This window comes from Faecalibacterium gallinarum (genome assembly GCF_022180365.1).
Taxonomy (GTDB): domain Bacteria; phylum Bacillota; class Clostridia; order Oscillospirales; family Ruminococcaceae; genus Faecalibacterium; species Faecalibacterium gallinarum.
In genome coordinates this window covers 41607-56927 of the sequence record NZ_BQKV01000007.1, presented here as the reverse complement: position 1 = coordinate 56927, position 15321 = coordinate 41607, and the positions used below count along the sequence as shown (strand labels likewise).

Below are 15321 nucleotides of genomic sequence, written 5' to 3'. Positions count from 1 at the left end.
CTTCCCTTATTCAAAATCCACCACGTCGTCCATCCGAATCCGGATCCGCTCGGTCTGCTGGGCCGCCTCGGCCTCCAGGGCTGCCAGTTCGGGCATCTGGGCCTCGGCTTCCAGAATCTCGGCCAGCTCGGGGCGGATCTTCGGGTGGGGCGGGGTGAAGATGGTGCAGCAGTCCTCATAGGGCAGGATGCTGGTTTCGAAGGTGTTGATATGCCGGGAAGTCTCGATGATCTCGGTCTTGTCCATGCCGATCAGGGGCCGCAGGATGGGCAGATCCTGGGCCGCGTCGGTGCACTGGATGGCCTTGACGGTCTGGCTGGCCACCTGGGCCAGGCTCTCACCGGTAATCAGGGCCTCACAGCCCTGCTTTTTGGCGATGATATTGGCAATCCGCATCATGCTACGGCGCATCAGCACCGTGAAGAGCATGGCGGGGGCGTTGTCCCGGATGTACTCCTGGGGCCGGGTGTAGGGCACCACAAACAGGTTGCAGCTGCCGGTGTAAACCGAGGTCAGCTGGGCCAGGGCCTTGACCTTGAGCTTGGCCCGCTCGGAGGTATAGGGGGGCGAGGCGAAGTGGATGTGATCGAGCCCCAGGCCCCGCTTGGCCATCCGGTAAGCGGCCACCGGGCTGTCGATGCCGCCCGAGAGCATATTCAAAGCCCGGCCGCTGGTGCCCACCGGCAGGCCGCCCTCGCCGGGGACCTTGGGCCCGTGGATGTAGGCGCCATGGTCCCGGATCTCGACGATGACTTTAAACTGGGGCTGGCGGACGTCCACCCGCAGGTAGTTGTGTTTGCCCAGCAGATAGGCGCCCAGCTCCCGCATCAGTTCGGGGCTGGTCATGGGGAAGGTTTTGTCCGCCCGGCGGGCCTCCACCTTAAAGGTGCGGATGCCCCGCAGGCTCTCCCCCAGGTATTCCTCCGCCGTCCGGCAGATGGTGTCAAAGTCCTTCTCACAGACCACGCTGCGGCTGACGGCGGCCAGGCCGAATACCTTGGACACCCGCTCGAAGGCCAGGTCCATGTCGATGCCCTCTTCCTCTGGCTCCATATAGAAGGTGGACTGGGCACAGTAGATCTTGAACTGTCCCACCGTCTTGAGGCGGTAGCGCAGAATCTTCATCAGCGCCGATTCAAACTGGTTGCGGTTGAGGCCCTTGAGGGACATCTCCCCCTGGTAGCCCATAATCACTTCATGCATGGTATTTCTCCTGAATGTTTACTTGTGGATTCTCTGGAGGTGCTTCATCCCGTCCTCCAGCCGGTTGAGGAAGGCGTCCACATCCTCGGGGGTGTTGTCGGCGCAGAAAGACACCCGGATGGCAGTGTCGATGGCCAGGGGCGAGCGGCCCATGGCGGCCAGGGTGTGGCTGGGCTGGCCCCGCCCGCAGGCGCTGGCCGAGGAGACATAGATCTGTTTCTCCGCCAGGAAGGCCAGCATGGTCTCGCTCTTGATGCAGTTCTCGCTGAAATTCAGCACCTCGGGCACCGATCCCTCGGGGCTGTTGATCTCGATCTCAGGGAAGGCCGCCAGCCCCGCCCGGAGCTGTTCATTCAGGGACCGGACCTTCTCCTGCCGGGCCTTCATGTTCCCGGCCAGACGAGTGGCCGCCGCAGCCAGGCCCAACGCATAGGGCAGGTTCTCGGTGCCGGGGCGCTTGCCCCGCTCCTGCTCGCCGCCGAGGTAGGGCGGCCGGAAGCTCTGGGCCAGGCTGTCGCTGAGATACAGCGCGCCGATCCCCTTGGGGGCGTGGATTTTGTGGCCGCTGATGGCCATGGAGTCGATGTTGGCCAGCTTGATGGGCAGCCGCATCCAGGCCTGGACGGCGTCCACATGGACCATGGTCCGGGAACTGATCTTCTTGACCCCGGCGGCCAGCTTTTCCACATCGCAGCGGGCGCCGGTCTCGTTGTTGACCATCATGCAGGCCACCAGGACGGTGGAGCGGTTGACGTGGGCCAGCATTTTGTCCACGTTCAGCCGCCCGTCCGGCTCGGGGGGGACGACGGTCACATCGTAGCCCATCTCGGCCAGCCGCTCCATAGGGCGCTGGACGCTGGGGTGCTCAAAGCCCGAGACCACCACCCCTTTGCCGAAGGTCTTGGTCTGCACCCCGCCGAAGATGGCCAGGTTGTTGGACTCTGAGCCGCAGGAGGTGAAATACAGCTCCCGGCTCTTGCAGCCCAGGGTCCGGGCCACGGCGGCCCGGGCGGCGTTTAGGGCCTCCTCGCTGCGGGCGCCGGGGCCGTACAGGCTGGAGGGGTTGGCCCAGTGCTCCCGCATGGCCTTGTCGATCACGTCCGCCACCTCGGGGGCGACAATGGTGGTGGCCGCGTTGTCCAGATAATGTAACTCAGGGTTATAAAGCATAGTGTTTTCCGCTTTCTTATTCTTCTCTTGGGTTTGAAAATCCGCAGAATTTCTTAGTATATAAGTATAGCACAAACGCCGGAAAATGCAAAAGGGGCGGGGCTTTTTCCCGGCAGAATTCTCCTTGACAAATTCGGCCCAACTATGCTATCTTAGTCCTGTAAGGAACTCTGGCCCGCTGACGGAATCTTGTGGAGCACCACAGTGCGGGGAGGGTTTTTGATTCAATGTCGACCGTCTGGGCAGCCTTACGCCGTAAGTGCGTAAAGCTGCCCTTTTTTCGTGCCGCCGGGCCCGCCCCCGGCCGATGGAAAGGAGAACTGCCCCTATGAAATCCGATATCCAGATCGCACAGGAAGCCACCATGAAACCCATCACCGAGATCGCTGCCTGCCTCGGCCTCAAGGACGAGGACGTGATCCCTTACGGCCGCTATAAGGCAAAGATCAACCACCGGCTGATCCACTCGGCCGAAAAGCAGGGCAAGCTGATCCTGGTCACGGCCATCAGCCCCACCCCCGCCGGCGAGGGCAAGACCACCACCAGCGTGGGCCTGGCCGACGCCATGTGCGCCCTGGGCAAAAAGACCATGCTCTGCCTGCGTGAGCCCTCGCTGGGCCCTGTCTTCGGCATCAAGGGCGGCGCGGCCGGCGGCGGCTACGCCCAGGTTGTCCCCATGGAGGACATCAACCTCCACTTCACCGGCGACCTGCACGCCATCGGCACCGCCAATAACCTGCTGGCTGCCATGATCGACAACAGCATCCAGCAGGGCAACCCCCTGAACATCGACCCCCGCCGGATCACCTGGAAGCGCTGCATGGACATGAACGACCGGCAGCTGCGGTTCATCGTGGACGGCCTGGGCGGCAAGGTTAACGGCACCCCCCGGGAGGACGGCTTTGACATCACCGTGGCCAGCGAGATTATGGCCATCTTCTGCCTGGCCACCAGCATCTCCGACCTGAAAGAGCGGCTGAGCCGGATCGTCTGCGCCTACACCTACGACGGCAAGCCGGTGACCGCCGGTGAGATCGGCGCAGCGGGCGCCATGACCGCCCTGCTGAAGGACGCCATCGACCCCAACCTGGTCCAGACCCTGGAGAATAACCCCGCCATCATCCACGGCGGCCCCTTCGCCAACATCGCCCACGGCTGCAACAGCGTGCTGGCCACCAAACTGAGCCTCTCTCTGGCGGACTACGTCATCACCGAGGCGGGCTTCGGCGCCGACCTGGGCGCAGAGAAGTTCCTGGACATCAAGTGCCGCTACGCGGGCATTGCCCCCTCGGCCTGCGTCCTGGTGGCCACCGTCCGGGCCCTCAAGAGCCACGGCGGGGTGGCCAAGGCCGACCTGAACACCCCCAACCTGGAGGCCGTTCAGAAGGGCATCGCCAACCTGGGCCGCCACATTGACAACCTGAAAAACGGCTTTGGCCTGCCGGTGGTGGTGGCCATCAACGCCTTCCCCACCGACACCGCTGAGGAGCAGGCTTTCGTCGAGCAGTACTGCGCCGAGCAGGGCGTGCCCTGTGTCCTGAGCGAGGTCTTCGCCAAGGGCGGCGAGGGCGGCAAGGCTCTGGCCGAGAAGGTTCTGGAGATCATGGAGGACCGGCCCATCCAGTACACCTACCCCCTGGAAATGTCCCTGAAGGACAAGATCAACGCGGTGGCCACCAAGATCTACCGGGCCGACGGGGTCAATTACAGCGCCGCCGCCAGCAAGACCCTGGCCGAACTGACCGAGATGGGCTACGGCAACCTGCCCGTCTGCATCGCCAAGACTCAGTACAGCTTCTCGGATAACGCCAAGCTCCTGGCCGCCCCCACCGGTTTCACCATGGAGGTGCGGGAGGTGCGGCTGTCCGCCGGCGCCGGCTTTGTGGTGGTCATCTGCGGCAGCATCATGACCATGCCCGGCCTGCCCAAGAAGCCCGCTGCCGTCAACATCGACGTGGACGCCGAGGGTAAGATCAGCGGCCTGTTCTGATCCTGTTTCTGAAAAATTACCCATAAAGAGAGGGCAGCCCCCGAAGTGGGGGCTGCCCTCTTGTGTTTTCAGTTAGGCCGCCGCTGAACTGCTGGCCGCCGCAGAGGCCGCAGCGTCTGCGGAAGCTGCCTGCTCGAGGTTGGTCTCATCCAGCGCAGAGCCCCCTAAATTCGGGGCCGGAGCGCTGGCGGTGGGCAGAGGGACGGCGTGGGTCCGCAGGTACTCCACCCAGGCGGCGTAGCCGGCGCTGGTCAGATGGTAGCCGTCCGGCTGGGCGTACTCCACCTTCAAGTTCCCGCTCTCGTCGGCCAGGAACTCCCACAGATTCAGGAAGATACATCCCTTTTCCAGGGCCAGGGCCGCCAGGTCATTGTTCACCCGGCAGAACCGCTCGCCGTACATTCCGTCGTGGTTCTCCTTGGTGCGGACCTCGGGCCGGACCGGGGTGATGGACTGGACATAGATGACCGCATCGGGCAGAGCCTGGCGGATCATATCCAGCATCCGGCCATAGTAGGAGAGGAAGCCCGAATAATCGGTGTCCCGGGTGAGGACGTTGGTGCCCAGCAGGATATAAACCGCCTTGGGCTGGCTGGCCACCAGGGCCTCCATGGGAATCTCGGTCTGGCCGTCCACCCGGGTACAGGTTGTCCCGTTGACCACTGCGTTGGGGCCCACCCCGCGGTAGGCACAGTAGTGGGCGTTAGGCAGCCCGGTGTCATAGATCTGGAACCCCTGGGTCAGGCTGTCGCCCAAAAACGTCACGTCGTTGAAATAGCTCAGATCCACCGGCTCCCCCTCGTTCTTCGGCAGGGACGCCAGCCGGAAATCCATCGCCGTAGAGCCGTCGGCCAGAGTTTGGACCACCAGCCCCTCCTGCCGGGTGTAGTCGAGGGTGCTCCAGTCGCTGCTGGGCAGCGTCCGGGCCAGCAGAGTCTGTTCCGCCTGGGCCGAGTGGAGCCGCACCGGGAAAAACCGGCGCCACAATAACGCCAGCATCACCAGCAGCAGCAGCACCAAAAACAAAGCTGCCGACATAAACATTCTGCGCCAGCGCCGGTGCAGCACCCGGCGACGATATTCCTGATAATCCGCCATGGCAGACAAACCTCCTTTGGGGGGTGGGGGCCGGCTGCGCCGGGGCACAGCCGGCCCGCCCGGTCTTAGTATAACCATTATACAGCACCCCCCGGTACCCTTCAAGAGATAAGGAAAAACTTCACAGTCTGCCCAGCGGCGGGCCAAATTTAAGTTTGTATTACTCTTTGTTTTATGTTATACTAGAAAAGAATCTTTATGACAGGGAGGTTTTTTCGATGCCATTTACTCCGAAATTGACTTATAAAGGCAAGCCCCTGGTCCGCAAGGACAACGAGCTGTATTACGGCAAGATGACCGATCCGTATGTGCTCTACCTGCAGATTTTAACCACGGCCTCCATGGGCGACCAGCAGGTAGCCGACAAAGTGCATCTGATGCTGCTCTCCACCGACACCACCAAGGCCCCGCAGGAGCGCATCGCCCGCCAGACCACCAAGCACGGCCTGTACAACGCGCTGGACATCGGCGGCATCTGGCTGGAAAAAGCCATCAAATCCTCGCAGCCTGCCAAATAAACCAGAAGAACCCCTGCCAAACGGCAGGGGTTCTTTTTTGTGGGTTTTGTTGCAAGGCGGAGGAATTACTCCTCGGTGACCTCCAGCTCCAGGGGCTGGCCACAGCCGGAGCAGAAGGCCTTGCCCTCCATGAGGGTATCCTCGTCCAGGACCGTTACGGCGCCGCAGCTGGGGCAGGTGACCTCATAGCGGGCCGGCTCCTCGTCGGCCTCCTCGGCTTCTTCCTCGTCCTCGTCGTCCGGGGCCAGGGCAATCTCAAAAGATTTGCCGCAGCTGGTGCAGAAGGCCTCGCCCTCTTCCAGATCTTCCTCGGTCACATAGACGGTCTCGCCGCAGTGGGGGCAATCCACCTCATAGCAGGGGTCGGTGGAATCGTCATCCTCGTCGTCCTCGTCCTCATCCTCGTAGAGGTCGGCTTCCAGATCCTCCACCTCGTTGCACAGAGCATCCACATCGTCGTACACCTGGCTGAGGTCGTCGTCGATCTCATGGATGGACGCGGCCATCTCGCCCAGCAGTTCGCTCATCGCCCGGATGATTTTGCCCTCCTTGGTGGAGTCATCCACGCCCAGGCCCTCGATCAGCCCCTTCAGATAGGCAGCCTTTTCGGTCAGTTCCATACTCTGTTCCTCCCAAAAAAGTGATTGATTTTAAAAAACCGGGCAGACGGCACCCCGTCGGCCCGGTTCGGGATTCCAATTAGACGCGCTCCATATACTCGCCGGTGCGGGTGTCGATGCGGATGACGTCGCCCTCGTTGATGAACAGGGGCACGCGCAGCTCTGCACCGGTCTCCACAGTAGCGGGCTTCAGGGTGTTGGTGGCGGTGTTGCCGCGGACACCCGGCTCGGTAGCGGTGACGGTCAGCTCGATGAAGTTGGGGATCTCAACGCTGAAGACCTTGCCCTTGTAGCTCAGCAGCTTGCAGACCTCGTTCTCCTTGCAGAACTTGAAGTTATCGGGCACATCGGAGGCGTTGACGGGGATATCGTCGTAGGTCTCGTTGTCCATGAAGTGGTACAGATCGCCGTCAGCGTAGCTGTAGGTGACGTCCTTGCGCTCGATGAAAGCCTGGGGGAACTTAGCGGTCGGGTTGTAGCTGGTCTCAACCACAGAGCCGGTAATCACGTTCTTGGTCTTGGTGCGAACAAAGGCAGCGCCCTTGCCGGGCTTGACGTGCTGGAACTCAACGACCTGAAGAACCTGGCCGTCCTGCTCAAAGGTCACGCCATTGCGAAACTCGCCTGCAGAAATCATACGGAATTCCTCCATTAAGTGTTAGTGTCTGATGCTTACGCATATCTTAATTTATTTTACCCAATCACGCTCGGTTTGGCAAGGGGTTTGGGCAAAAAAGCGGGAAAAGCAGCATTCCTTCAACCCTTTAAAGCGGCCCGGTAGAGCGCCTGCATGGTCTGGGCGTCCTCGGCCTGGGTACCGGCGCTCTCACAGATCACCACTGGCTCCAGCCCCCGCTGGGCCAAAAGCTCCATCAGGGGCTCAGGCTCGGGGCCGAACTGGGTCTCGGCAAAGGTCCAGTGGCGTTTTTCGCCCCCGGCGGAATACTCAATGCGGGAGAAGTGGACATGGAACCGGGCGGCCCGCTCATCCCCCAGGGCCTCGCCCAGCCTGTCCAGGATGGCGGCGTAGTCCGCTTTGGTCTGGATGCCCCCCAGGGTGCGGGCGTTCAGGTGCCCGAAGTCGATGCAGGGGGTGATCCGTTTGTCCACCCCGCAGAGGGCCAGCACTTCTTCCAGGGTGCCCAGCTGGCCGATCTTTCCCATGGTCTCAGGGCAGAGGGTCATATCCCCATAGCCCGCCTCGTCCAGGGCCTCCACGGCCCGGCGCATGGTGTCCAGGGCTTTTTCCAGGGCGGCCTCCCGGCTCTGCTTGCCGCAGCTGCCCGAGTGGAAGATCACCCGGCGGCCTCCCAGGGCCCGGCAGACCTCGCAGCTCTGGAGCAGATAGTGGATGCTGTTGAGACGCTTCTCCTCCTCCAGGCTGGACATGCTGATATAATAGGGCGCGTGGACGCTGAAGAGGATCCCCCTCTCCCGGGCGGCAGCGGCCATCTTGCCGGCCTTTTCCACCCCCAGGCGGACGCCGTGGCCGCACTGGTACTCGAAAGCGTCCAGCCCCATCCCGGCGGTATAGGCGGGGATGTCCAGGCTGGTCTTGTACCCCTGGGCGGCGAAGCTGTCGCTCTCGCCGGCGGTGCCGAATCGAATCTTCCAGTCTGTTCCGCTCACAGCAGCTTCCCTCCCCGGTCGTAGTACTCCTGCCAGTGGCGGCGCTCCCATTTGCGTTTCAGCTTGACCTGGGGGCCGATGTCCGGGCCCCGGGGCACCACCATAAAGGCCGGGATGCCGTAGAGGGCCGCGGCCAGCCGGTCACAGTAGAGCTGGTCCCCCACCATGGCCATCTGCTTCCGGGGCACCCCCAGCCGTCGCCGGGCCACACGCAGGCCCAGGGTCAGAGGTTTGGCCGCCCTGCAGACGTATTGCATGCCCAGCTTTTTGGCGAAGGGCGCCACCCGCTTGGGAGCGCCGTTGGAGACCAGGGTCAGACCGATGCCGGCGGCTTTCATTTCTTCCAGCCAGGCGGCCACATCATCCGTCAGCTCCTGGCTGCCGTCGCCGGTGAGGGTGTTGTCAATGTCCAGCACCAGGGCGGTGATTCCCTTTTCGGCCAGAAAGGCCGGGGTGATGCGGGTGACGTCCTTGAAAACATATTCCGGGGTAATCAGCATAGAGATAAGCTCCTTCCAGACTGTGGGGCTTAGAAACAAAAATGGGAGAACCTGAACAGGTTCTCCCACATCGGCGTTAGCAACGCGAAGGATCTAAAAGCAACGAAGGGTTCAATTACTTGAACTTGCGCTTGCGGGCTGCTTCAGACTTCTTCTTGCGGCGAACAGAGGGCTTCTCGTAAGCCTCGCGCTTACGAACCTCTGCGAGCACACCGCTGCGAGCAGTGCTGCGCTTAAAGCGACGCAGTGCGCTTTCCAGCGACTCGCCCTCTTTAACACGAATTTCCGACATCTTATTCCCTCCCTTGGACCGTGAGGCAGGAATTTCGTTGTTACATGGTAACTAACAGTAGACAGTATAGCGCATTTTCTTTGGTTCGTCAACCTTTTTGGAAAGATTTTTGGAGTATAATTTTAAAAATTCCGTGAACGATCCGGGGCGATGCGCTTAGCCCTTGGCAGCCAGGTTCACCAGGCGGCCCTTGACGTAAATTTCCTTGACCAGGGTCTTGCCCTCCAGGGCGGCAGCCACGGCGGGGTCGGCCTTGGCGGCAGCGATGGCGGCCTCCGAGGTCACGTCGGCGGGCACCTTCAGGCGGGCCTTGACCTTGCCGTTGACCTGGACGGCGATCTCCACCATGGCCTCGACGCACTTGGCCTCCTCGTAGGTGGGCCAGGGGTAGTAGGCCAGCTGCTCATTGTGGCTGTGGCCCAGCTTCTCCCACAGCTCCTCGGTCATGTGGGGAGCGAAGGGGTTCAAAAGCTGAACCAGGGTCTCGAACTCGGCCTTGGTGGCGCCGCCGTTGTCGTACAGGGCGTTCACCAGGGTCATCATTTGGGCGATGGCGGTGTTCATCTTCAGGCCCTCGATGTCGGCGCTGACCTTCTTGATGGTCTGGTGCATCAGGGTCTCGATCTCGGGGCGGTAGCCCTCGCCGGGGACCAGCTTCTCAGACAGAGCCCAGACGCGGTCCAGGAACCGGTTGCAGCCCGCGATGGCGGAAGTCTGCCAGGGGGCAGCCTGCTCGAAGTCGCCCATGAACATCTCATACAGACGCATGGTGTCGGCGCCGTAGGTGTCCACCACCTCGTCGGGGTTGATGACGTTGCCCAGGCTCTTGGACATCTTGACGATGGGGTGGCGGACCATCTCACCGTACTTCTCCTCCAGGGCCTTTTCGGCGGCCTTCTGGCTGCCGTACTGGGCCAGCAGCTGCTCCTTCTCCTCGGCGGGCAGGTTGACAAAGCTGTGGGGGTTCAGGCCCAGGATCATGCCGTGGGCCGTCCGCTTCTGGTAGGGCTCGGCAGTGGGAACCACACCGATGTCATAGAGGAACTTGTGCCAGAACCGGCTGTACAGCAGGTGCAGGGTGGTGTGCTCCATGCCGCCGTTGTACCAATCCACCGGGGACCAGTACTCCAGGGCCTCCTTGGAGGCCAGGGCGTCCTCGCAGTGGGGGTCCATATACCGCAGGAAGTACCAGGAGGAGCCAGCCCACTGGGGCATGGTGTCGGTCTCGCGGGTGGCGGGGCCGCCGCAGCAGGGGCAGGTGGTCTTGACCCAGTCGGTGTGGCGGGCCAGGGGGCTCTCGCCGTCGGGGCCCGGCTCAAAGTCGGTGATGTCGGGCAGGGTCAGGGGCAGGCTGCTCTCGGGCAGGGGCTGCCAGCCGCACTTCTCGCAGTAGACCATGGGGATGGGCTCGCCCCAGTAACGCTGGCGGCTGAACACCCAGTCACGGAGCTTGTAGTTGACCTTCTCGCGGCCCTTGCCGGTCTCTTCCAGCCAGGCCACCATCTTGGCCTTGGCGTCGGTGACGGACAGGCCGTCCAGGAAACCGGAGTTCACCAGGGTGCCGGTGGCCACGTCGGTAAAGGCGGCCTCATCGAGGTTCGAGGGGGTCTCGCCCTTGACGACCTCCACGATGGGCAGGCCGAACTTCTTGGCGAACTCCCAGTCGCGGGTATCGTGGGCGGGCACGGCCATGATGGCGCCGGTGCCGTAGGTGGCCAGGACGTAGTCCGAGATGAAGATGGGGATCTCGGTCTCGTTCACCGGGTTGATGCCCCGGACGCCCTCCAGCTTGACGCCGGTCTTTTCCTTGTTGATCTCGGTGCGCTCAAAGTCGCTCTTGCGGGCGGCCTCGGCCTGGTAGGCCTTGACCTCGTCGGCATTTTTGATGACGCCCTTTTCCAGCCACTCCTTGACCAGCTTGTGCTCGGGGGAGACGACCATGTAGGTGGCGCCGAACAGGGTGTCGCACCGGGTGGTGTAGACGGTCAGGGTATCGCCGGAGGTGGTGGTGAAGTTGACCTCGGCGCCGTAGCTGCGGCCGATCCAGTTCTTCTGCTGGGTGGCCACCCGCTCGATGTAATCCAGGCCGTCCAGGCCGTCGATCAGCTTGTCGGCGTACTCGGTGATCTTGAGCATCCACTGGCTCTTGACCCGGTGGACCACCTCGCTGCCGCACCGCTCGCAGACGCCGTTGACCACCTCTTCGTTGGCCAGAACGCACTTGCAGCCGGTGCACCAGTTGACGTTCATTTCCTTCTTGTAAGCCAGGCCGTGCTTGTACAGCTGGAGGAAGATCCACTGGGTCCACTTGTAGTAAGAGGGGTCGGTGGTGTTGACCTCGCGGTCCCAGTCGAACGAGAAGCCCAGGGCCTTGAGCTGGCTGCGGAAGTGGTCCACATTCTGCTTGGTCACGATGGCCGGGTGGATGTGGTTCTTCATGGCGAAGTTCTCGGTGGGCAGGCCGAAAGCGTCCCAGCCCATGGGGTACAGGACGTTGTAGCCGCACTGACGGCGCTTGCGGGAGACCACGTCCAGCGCAGTATAGCTGCGGGGGTGGCCCACATGCAGGCCCGCGCCGGAGGGGTAGGGGAACTCCACCAGGGCGTAGAATTTGGGCTTTTTGTGGTCGATCTCGGCGTGGAAGGTCTTTTCGTCTTCCCAGACCTTCTGCCACTTGGCCTCAACGGCCTTGTAATCGTATTTCATCTCGTTATCAGCTCCAGACTTTTTTCTATCACTGCGGCAGGGGCTGCCCCGCCGCAACCCAAACCCGCCGCCAGAAAGGCGGCGGGGAGGAATTCGTTTTTTTCTTTTCGGGGCGCGGGGGTTATTCCGCAGCGCCCTCCTCGGGCTTGAGGTAGGCGGAAATATCCACCGGCTCGCCGTCTGCCCACAGGTGCTCCAGATCGTAATAGGTGCGGGTGTTGGGCACGAACACATGGACAATCACGCTGGAATAATCCAGCAGCACCCAGTTTTTGGAGTCAAAGCCCTCGGTGTTGTAGGGCTTGATCCCCCGCTGGGAGAGCTGGTAGTCCACCTCATCGGCCAGCGCCGCCACCTGGGTGGTGGAGGTGCCGGAGGCGATGACGAAATAATCGGTCAGAACGGTCAGATCCTCGACCTTGAGCACCCGCACGTCCTGGGCTTTTTTGCCGTCCAGGATCTTGGCGATCTCAATGGCAAGGGTTTTGCTGTCAATCTGCTTTTCCATTTGTGTTGCTCCTTGTCATGTTCAGCAAATGTACCGGCGCCCCCAGGGCGGCCGGGATAAGCGGGGTTTACGGCTGGCCGCCTGCGGCCTGGCCGTCGGTGGTCACAGCGCCCTCCACGTCGGTGTTGCCCTCCAGGATGGCGTCGTCGGCCTCTTTATCCAGCTGACCCACAAACTGCACATTGGCGTTGGTGGAGTAGCTGCCGTGGGGCCAGTCGTCGGTGCAGAGGTTGAGCTCCTCGGCGCTCACCGGCCCGGTATAGTTGCGGAAATAAGTGTTCAGCAGCTCGGCGATGGAGCCAGCGTCCGGCACCACGCAGGAGTAACCCGCGAAGCTGTCGGTGGCGCCCACATAGGGGATATCCCCGCCCATGAACACCGGGGTCTGGGCCATCATGATGTTGGCGCTGTCAATCTTGAGGAAGGACATGGCCAGCTTGCCCAGGGTGACCAGATCCATATCGGTGTGGATATAGTTATTGAAGATAATGGGCATCTGGTTGAGGATATCGGTGGCCGACATGGACCGCGCCCGCTTGAACAGGCCCGCGTAGAAATACCGCTGCATGTTCAGCCGGTCGATGTCCGAGTTCTGGTAGCCCTCGCCGTGGCGGTTGCGGACGAAGAACTCCGCCGATGCGCCGTCCAGGTTGCGGTACCCCTGCGCCAGGAAGCTGCCCGCAAACTCCATATCGTGGGGGATATAGACCTCGATGCCGCCGAAGTTGTCCACCACCTCTTTGAGGGCCTGCATGTCGATGGTGACATAGTAGTCGATGGGCAGCTTGTACTGGTCGTAGATGACCTCCGCCAGGGCGGCGATGCTGCCGCCATTGGACAGGGCCACCGAGTTGATCTGGTAGTTGGAGGCGGCATAGGTCTTGCCGCTGGAGAGGGTGACGGTGCGGTTCTTGGTAGTCACCAGGGTATTGCGGGGAATTTGGAGCATCCGCAGCGCCCCGCCCTTGATGTCGAACTGGCAGTAGAGGATCATATCCGTCATGCCGTCGTTGCTGGTGGGGTCGTCGGAGTAGTTGCGGCCCTCTTCATAGTCCAGGCCGCAGACCAGGATGTTTACCACATCCCCCTTGTACTCCTCGATGGTCTGGATCTCCTCAACAATGGAGGGCGCGTCCGACTCGGGGCGGATGCTCTCCTCCACCCGGGCCACATACTGCACCGCGTAGACCACCGCGCAGGAAACCACCGCGATCACCGCCAGGGTGACCGCCAGCGGCACCCAGCGGGGGCTGCGTTTCTTCTTGCGCCGACGGCGCGGGGGTTCGCCGCCGCTGCGGCCCCGGCCCGGCCCGCCCCGAGGCGAGCCTGCGCCCCCGGCTGGGGCGTAGGAGCCGCCCAGCGACCGGTCTGTCTTGATGTGACGCGGCGTTTCACTCATGGTTTTGTGTCCTCCAGATCTTTTGTATTCCGCCGGGCAGCCCGGCGGGCGCCCGGATCTTTTGCGTCATACGCATTAGTATAACATTCCCGGGCAGAATCCGCAATCGGTTTTCGCGGCCGGGCGGCAAAAACCCCGCCCTCTCAGCGCGCGGCCGGCGCGAATGTACGTTTCAAATCTTCATAGGTCCGGGCCGACATGGGGTCCACCGGCTTGCCCGAGCGGATCACATACCCCACCGTCTGTTCCAGTGCCGAGAGCATGGCCTCGTCCAGGTCCACCATCTCCAGCCTCCGCAGTTCCTCGACCCCCTCCCAGCTGCGCTCGGCGCTGGTCATGTCGGCCAGGAAGATAATTTTATCCAGCGCCCCCATGCCGGGTTTGCCGGTGGTGTGGCAGCCGATGGCCGAGAGCACCGCCTCGTCGGTGATGCCCCACTCGGTCCGGGCCAGGATGGCCGCGCAGATGCCGTGCCAGACCGGGGCGGGCCGGTTCTCGGCGTCCTCGGCCAGGTCCGGGTGGCTGCGCAGCAGCTCCAGCTGCCGGGCGGCGGGCATCTCCTTGGCGGTGTCGTGGAGCAGGGCCGCCAGGGCGGCCTGGTCCGGGTCTACGCCATAGTGTTTGGCCATCTTGACGGCCATCTTCTTTACGTTCAGGGTGTGTTCAAAGCGCTTGTCCCCCATCCGGCTCCGGGCGAGGGCTTTCGCCTCTTTCAGATCCATCTTCCATTCCCCCTTGGATGTTTTCAGTTCACCGGTAAAGCCCGTCGCGGCGGATCACCTGCCGCACTTCCTCAGGCAGGGCCTCGGCGCACTCCTCCCCCGCTGCCAGCCGGGCCCGCAGCTGACTGCTGGCCATGGGCAGCGCCTGCACCGGCGCAAAGAGGATCCGCCCGCCCATGGGGTCCAGCCGCCGGGCGGCGGCGTGGAGGGTCATGTCGTCCCCGATCTCCCGGCTGACCACCACCAGACGGGCCAGATGCAGGATATCCTGCCAGCGGTACCACTCGTCAAAGGTACGCAGCATATCGCTGCCCACTGCGAGATAGAGCTCCGCCCCCGGGTAAGCCTGGGTCAGCATTTCCAGGGTCAGGACGGTGTAGTTCCGCCGCCCGGCCTCGGCCTGGTCGATCTCCCACCGGCTGACTTCCAGCCGGGGCACCACGGGGTTCGGCCCCTGGGCCAGAGCGTAAAAGCAGCGGCACATCTCCAGCCGGAGATCCGCCGGGGTGGCGCTGGCCCGCTTGTGGGGGGGCACCCCGGCGGGCATCACCACCACCTGATCCGGCGCCACCCGCGCCGCCGCCGCGGCCAGATTGTTTAAATGGCCGTTGTGGGGCGGGTCGAAGGTGCCGCCGTAGAGCAGCAGCCTCATTTCAGAAGATCGGCGTAGGCGCTGTCCTTCTTTTTCTGGAGGTACAGCACGAACTTGGAGCCGATGACCTGGACGCAGTCGGCGCCGGTGGCCTCGGCCAGCAGGATGGAAGCCTCCCGGGCGTTGTACATGCTGTTTTCCAGCACTTTCACTTTAATCAGTTCCCGGGCGGCCAGGCAGTCCTTGACGCCCTGGATCAGGGTCTCGTCGATTTCGCCCTTGCCCACCTGGAAAACAGGCTCCATGGTATTTGCTTTGCCGCGCAGAATCGCGCGCTGTTTGCTCGTCAGCATAAGAATTCTCCTCTAGTTTTG

At 62.6% G+C, this 15321-nt stretch carries 16 protein-coding genes and 1 riboswitch; of the genes, 2 read left to right on the top strand and 14 right to left on the bottom strand.

All coding sequences use genetic code 11. The annotated features are described in order from the left end of the window. Positions 1-6: 6 nt before the first annotated feature. Together thiI and JCM17207_RS00815 are read right to left on the bottom strand one after the other, a co-directional pair. Positions 7-1203, bottom strand: coding sequence for a tRNA uracil 4-sulfurtransferase ThiI (gene thiI / locus JCM17207_RS00820; RefSeq protein WP_238315554.1), 1197 nt, complete (start codon positions 1201-1203; stop codon positions 7-9). Between the two features lie 18 nt (positions 1204-1221). Then, positions 1222-2373: a cysteine desulfurase family protein gene (locus tag JCM17207_RS00815; protein WP_238315553.1), complete on the bottom strand. Its 1152-nt coding sequence runs from the start codon at positions 2371-2373 to the stop codon at positions 1222-1224. Between the two features lie 167 nt (positions 2374-2540). Continuing rightward, positions 2541-2624: riboswitch (ZMP/ZTP riboswitch) on the top strand. 77 nt (positions 2625-2701) lie between these two features. Between JCM17207_RS00815 and JCM17207_RS00810 the strand changes: the two genes are divergently transcribed. Then, positions 2702-4363, top strand: coding sequence for a formate--tetrahydrofolate ligase (locus JCM17207_RS00810; protein WP_238315552.1), 1662 nt, complete (start codon positions 2702-2704; stop codon positions 4361-4363). A gap of 72 nt (positions 4364-4435) precedes the next feature. Here the strand turns inward: JCM17207_RS00810 and JCM17207_RS00805 are convergent, their stop codons facing one another. Next, positions 4436-5461, bottom strand: a complete 1026-nt coding sequence (locus tag JCM17207_RS00805) for a GDSL-type esterase/lipase family protein (protein WP_238315551.1) — start codon at positions 5459-5461, stop codon at positions 4436-4438. Between the two features lie 218 nt (positions 5462-5679). Here JCM17207_RS00805 and JCM17207_RS00800 point away from each other — a divergent pair, with 218 nt between their 5' ends. Then, positions 5680-5979, top strand: coding sequence for a hypothetical protein (locus JCM17207_RS00800; RefSeq protein ID WP_238315550.1), 300 nt, complete (start codon positions 5680-5682; stop codon positions 5977-5979). 65 nt (positions 5980-6044) lie between these two features. Here the strand turns inward: JCM17207_RS00800 and JCM17207_RS00795 are convergent, their stop codons facing one another. The 11 genes from JCM17207_RS00795 to JCM17207_RS00745 form a co-directional block, all read right to left on the bottom strand. Further along, complete coding sequence (locus JCM17207_RS00795; RefSeq protein ID WP_238315549.1) at positions 6045-6599, bottom strand: CD1247 N-terminal domain-containing protein; 555 nt, start codon at positions 6597-6599, stop codon at positions 6045-6047. 79 nt (positions 6600-6678) lie between these two features. Continuing rightward, a complete protein-coding gene (gene efp, locus JCM17207_RS00790) occupies positions 6679-7236 on the bottom strand; it encodes an elongation factor P (RefSeq protein WP_238315548.1) in 558 nt (185 codons plus the stop codon). 119 nt (positions 7237-7355) lie between these two features. Continuing rightward, complete coding sequence (locus JCM17207_RS00785) at positions 7356-8228, bottom strand: TIM barrel protein (protein WP_238315547.1); 873 nt, start codon at positions 8226-8228, stop codon at positions 7356-7358. Further along, on the bottom strand, positions 8225-8728 hold the full coding sequence (locus tag JCM17207_RS00780) for a YqeG family HAD IIIA-type phosphatase (protein WP_238315546.1): 504 nt from the start codon (positions 8726-8728) through the stop codon (positions 8225-8227). Before JCM17207_RS00780 ends, JCM17207_RS00785 begins: the two co-directional genes overlap by 4 nt. Before the next feature lie 115 nt (positions 8729-8843). Continuing rightward, positions 8844-9020 carry a 30S ribosomal protein S21 gene (rpsU, locus tag JCM17207_RS00775; protein WP_040917814.1) on the bottom strand — a complete coding sequence of 59 codons (177 nt, stop codon included), beginning with the start codon at positions 9018-9020 and terminating at the stop codon, positions 8844-8846. A gap of 156 nt (positions 9021-9176) precedes the next feature. Continuing rightward, complete coding sequence (gene leuS, locus JCM17207_RS00770; RefSeq protein ID WP_238315545.1) at positions 9177-11726, bottom strand: leucine--tRNA ligase; 2550 nt, start codon at positions 11724-11726, stop codon at positions 9177-9179. A gap of 121 nt (positions 11727-11847) precedes the next feature. Further along, positions 11848-12234, bottom strand: coding sequence for a ribosome silencing factor (gene rsfS, locus JCM17207_RS00765; protein WP_238315544.1), 387 nt, complete (start codon positions 12232-12234; stop codon positions 11848-11850). Positions 12235-12301: 67 nt separating this feature from the next. Further along, the gene (locus JCM17207_RS00760) at positions 12302-13633 is read right to left on the bottom strand and encodes an LCP family protein (protein WP_238315543.1); all 1332 of its coding nucleotides are present in this window, start codon (positions 13631-13633) and stop codon (positions 12302-12304) included. A gap of 143 nt (positions 13634-13776) precedes the next feature. Continuing rightward, entirely contained in the window at positions 13777-14355 is a 579-nt protein-coding gene (gene yqeK / locus JCM17207_RS00755; RefSeq protein ID WP_238315542.1) for a bis(5'-nucleosyl)-tetraphosphatase (symmetrical) YqeK, read from the bottom strand. 28 nt (positions 14356-14383) lie between these two features. Beyond that, complete coding sequence (gene nadD / locus JCM17207_RS00750) at positions 14384-15007, bottom strand: nicotinate (nicotinamide) nucleotide adenylyltransferase (RefSeq protein ID WP_238315541.1); 624 nt, start codon at positions 15005-15007, stop codon at positions 14384-14386. Continuing rightward, a complete protein-coding gene (locus JCM17207_RS00745) occupies positions 15004-15300 on the bottom strand; it encodes a YhbY family RNA-binding protein (RefSeq protein WP_238315540.1) in 297 nt (98 codons plus the stop codon). The genes nadD and JCM17207_RS00745 overlap by 4 nt, the downstream gene beginning before the upstream one ends. Positions 15301-15321: the final 21 nt, after the last annotated feature.

Bases quoted from the DNA above. Each gene is read 5' to 3' on its own strand.
- nadD (WP_238315541.1), bottom strand. From the start codon at position 15,007: ATGAGGCTGCTGCTCTACGGCGGCACCTTCGACCCGCCCCACAACGGC.
- thiI (WP_238315554.1), bottom strand. From the start codon at position 1,203: ATGCATGAAGTGATTATGGGCTACCAGGGGGAGATGTCCCTCAAGGGC.
- leuS (WP_238315545.1), bottom strand. From the start codon at position 11,726: ATGAAATACGATTACAAGGCCGTTGAGGCCAAGTGGCAGAAGGTCTGG.
- yqeK (WP_238315542.1), bottom strand. From the start codon at position 14,355: ATGGATCTGAAAGAGGCGAAAGCCCTCGCCCGGAGCCGGATGGGGGAC.
- JCM17207_RS00815 (WP_238315553.1), bottom strand. From the start codon at position 2,373: ATGCTTTATAACCCTGAGTTACATTATCTGGACAACGCGGCCACCACC.
- JCM17207_RS00805 (WP_238315551.1), bottom strand. From the start codon at position 5,461: ATGGCGGATTATCAGGAATATCGTCGCCGGGTGCTGCACCGGCGCTGG.
- JCM17207_RS00795 (WP_238315549.1), bottom strand. From the start codon at position 6,599: ATGGAACTGACCGAAAAGGCTGCCTATCTGAAGGGGCTGATCGAGGGC.
- efp (WP_238315548.1), bottom strand. From the start codon at position 7,236: ATGATTTCTGCAGGCGAGTTTCGCAATGGCGTGACCTTTGAGCAGGAC.
- JCM17207_RS00810 (WP_238315552.1), top strand. From the start codon at position 2,702: ATGAAATCCGATATCCAGATCGCACAGGAAGCCACCATGAAACCCATC.
- rsfS (WP_238315544.1), bottom strand. From the start codon at position 12,234: ATGGAAAAGCAGATTGACAGCAAAACCCTTGCCATTGAGATCGCCAAG.
- JCM17207_RS00760 (WP_238315543.1), bottom strand. From the start codon at position 13,633: ATGAGTGAAACGCCGCGTCACATCAAGACAGACCGGTCGCTGGGCGGC.
- JCM17207_RS00745 (WP_238315540.1), bottom strand. From the start codon at position 15,300: ATGCTGACGAGCAAACAGCGCGCGATTCTGCGCGGCAAAGCAAATACC.
- rpsU (WP_040917814.1), bottom strand. From the start codon at position 9,020: ATGTCGGAAATTCGTGTTAAAGAGGGCGAGTCGCTGGAAAGCGCACTG.
- JCM17207_RS00780 (WP_238315546.1), bottom strand. From the start codon at position 8,728: ATGCTGATTACCCCGGAATATGTTTTCAAGGACGTCACCCGCATCACC.
- JCM17207_RS00800 (WP_238315550.1), top strand. From the start codon at position 5,680: ATGCCATTTACTCCGAAATTGACTTATAAAGGCAAGCCCCTGGTCCGC.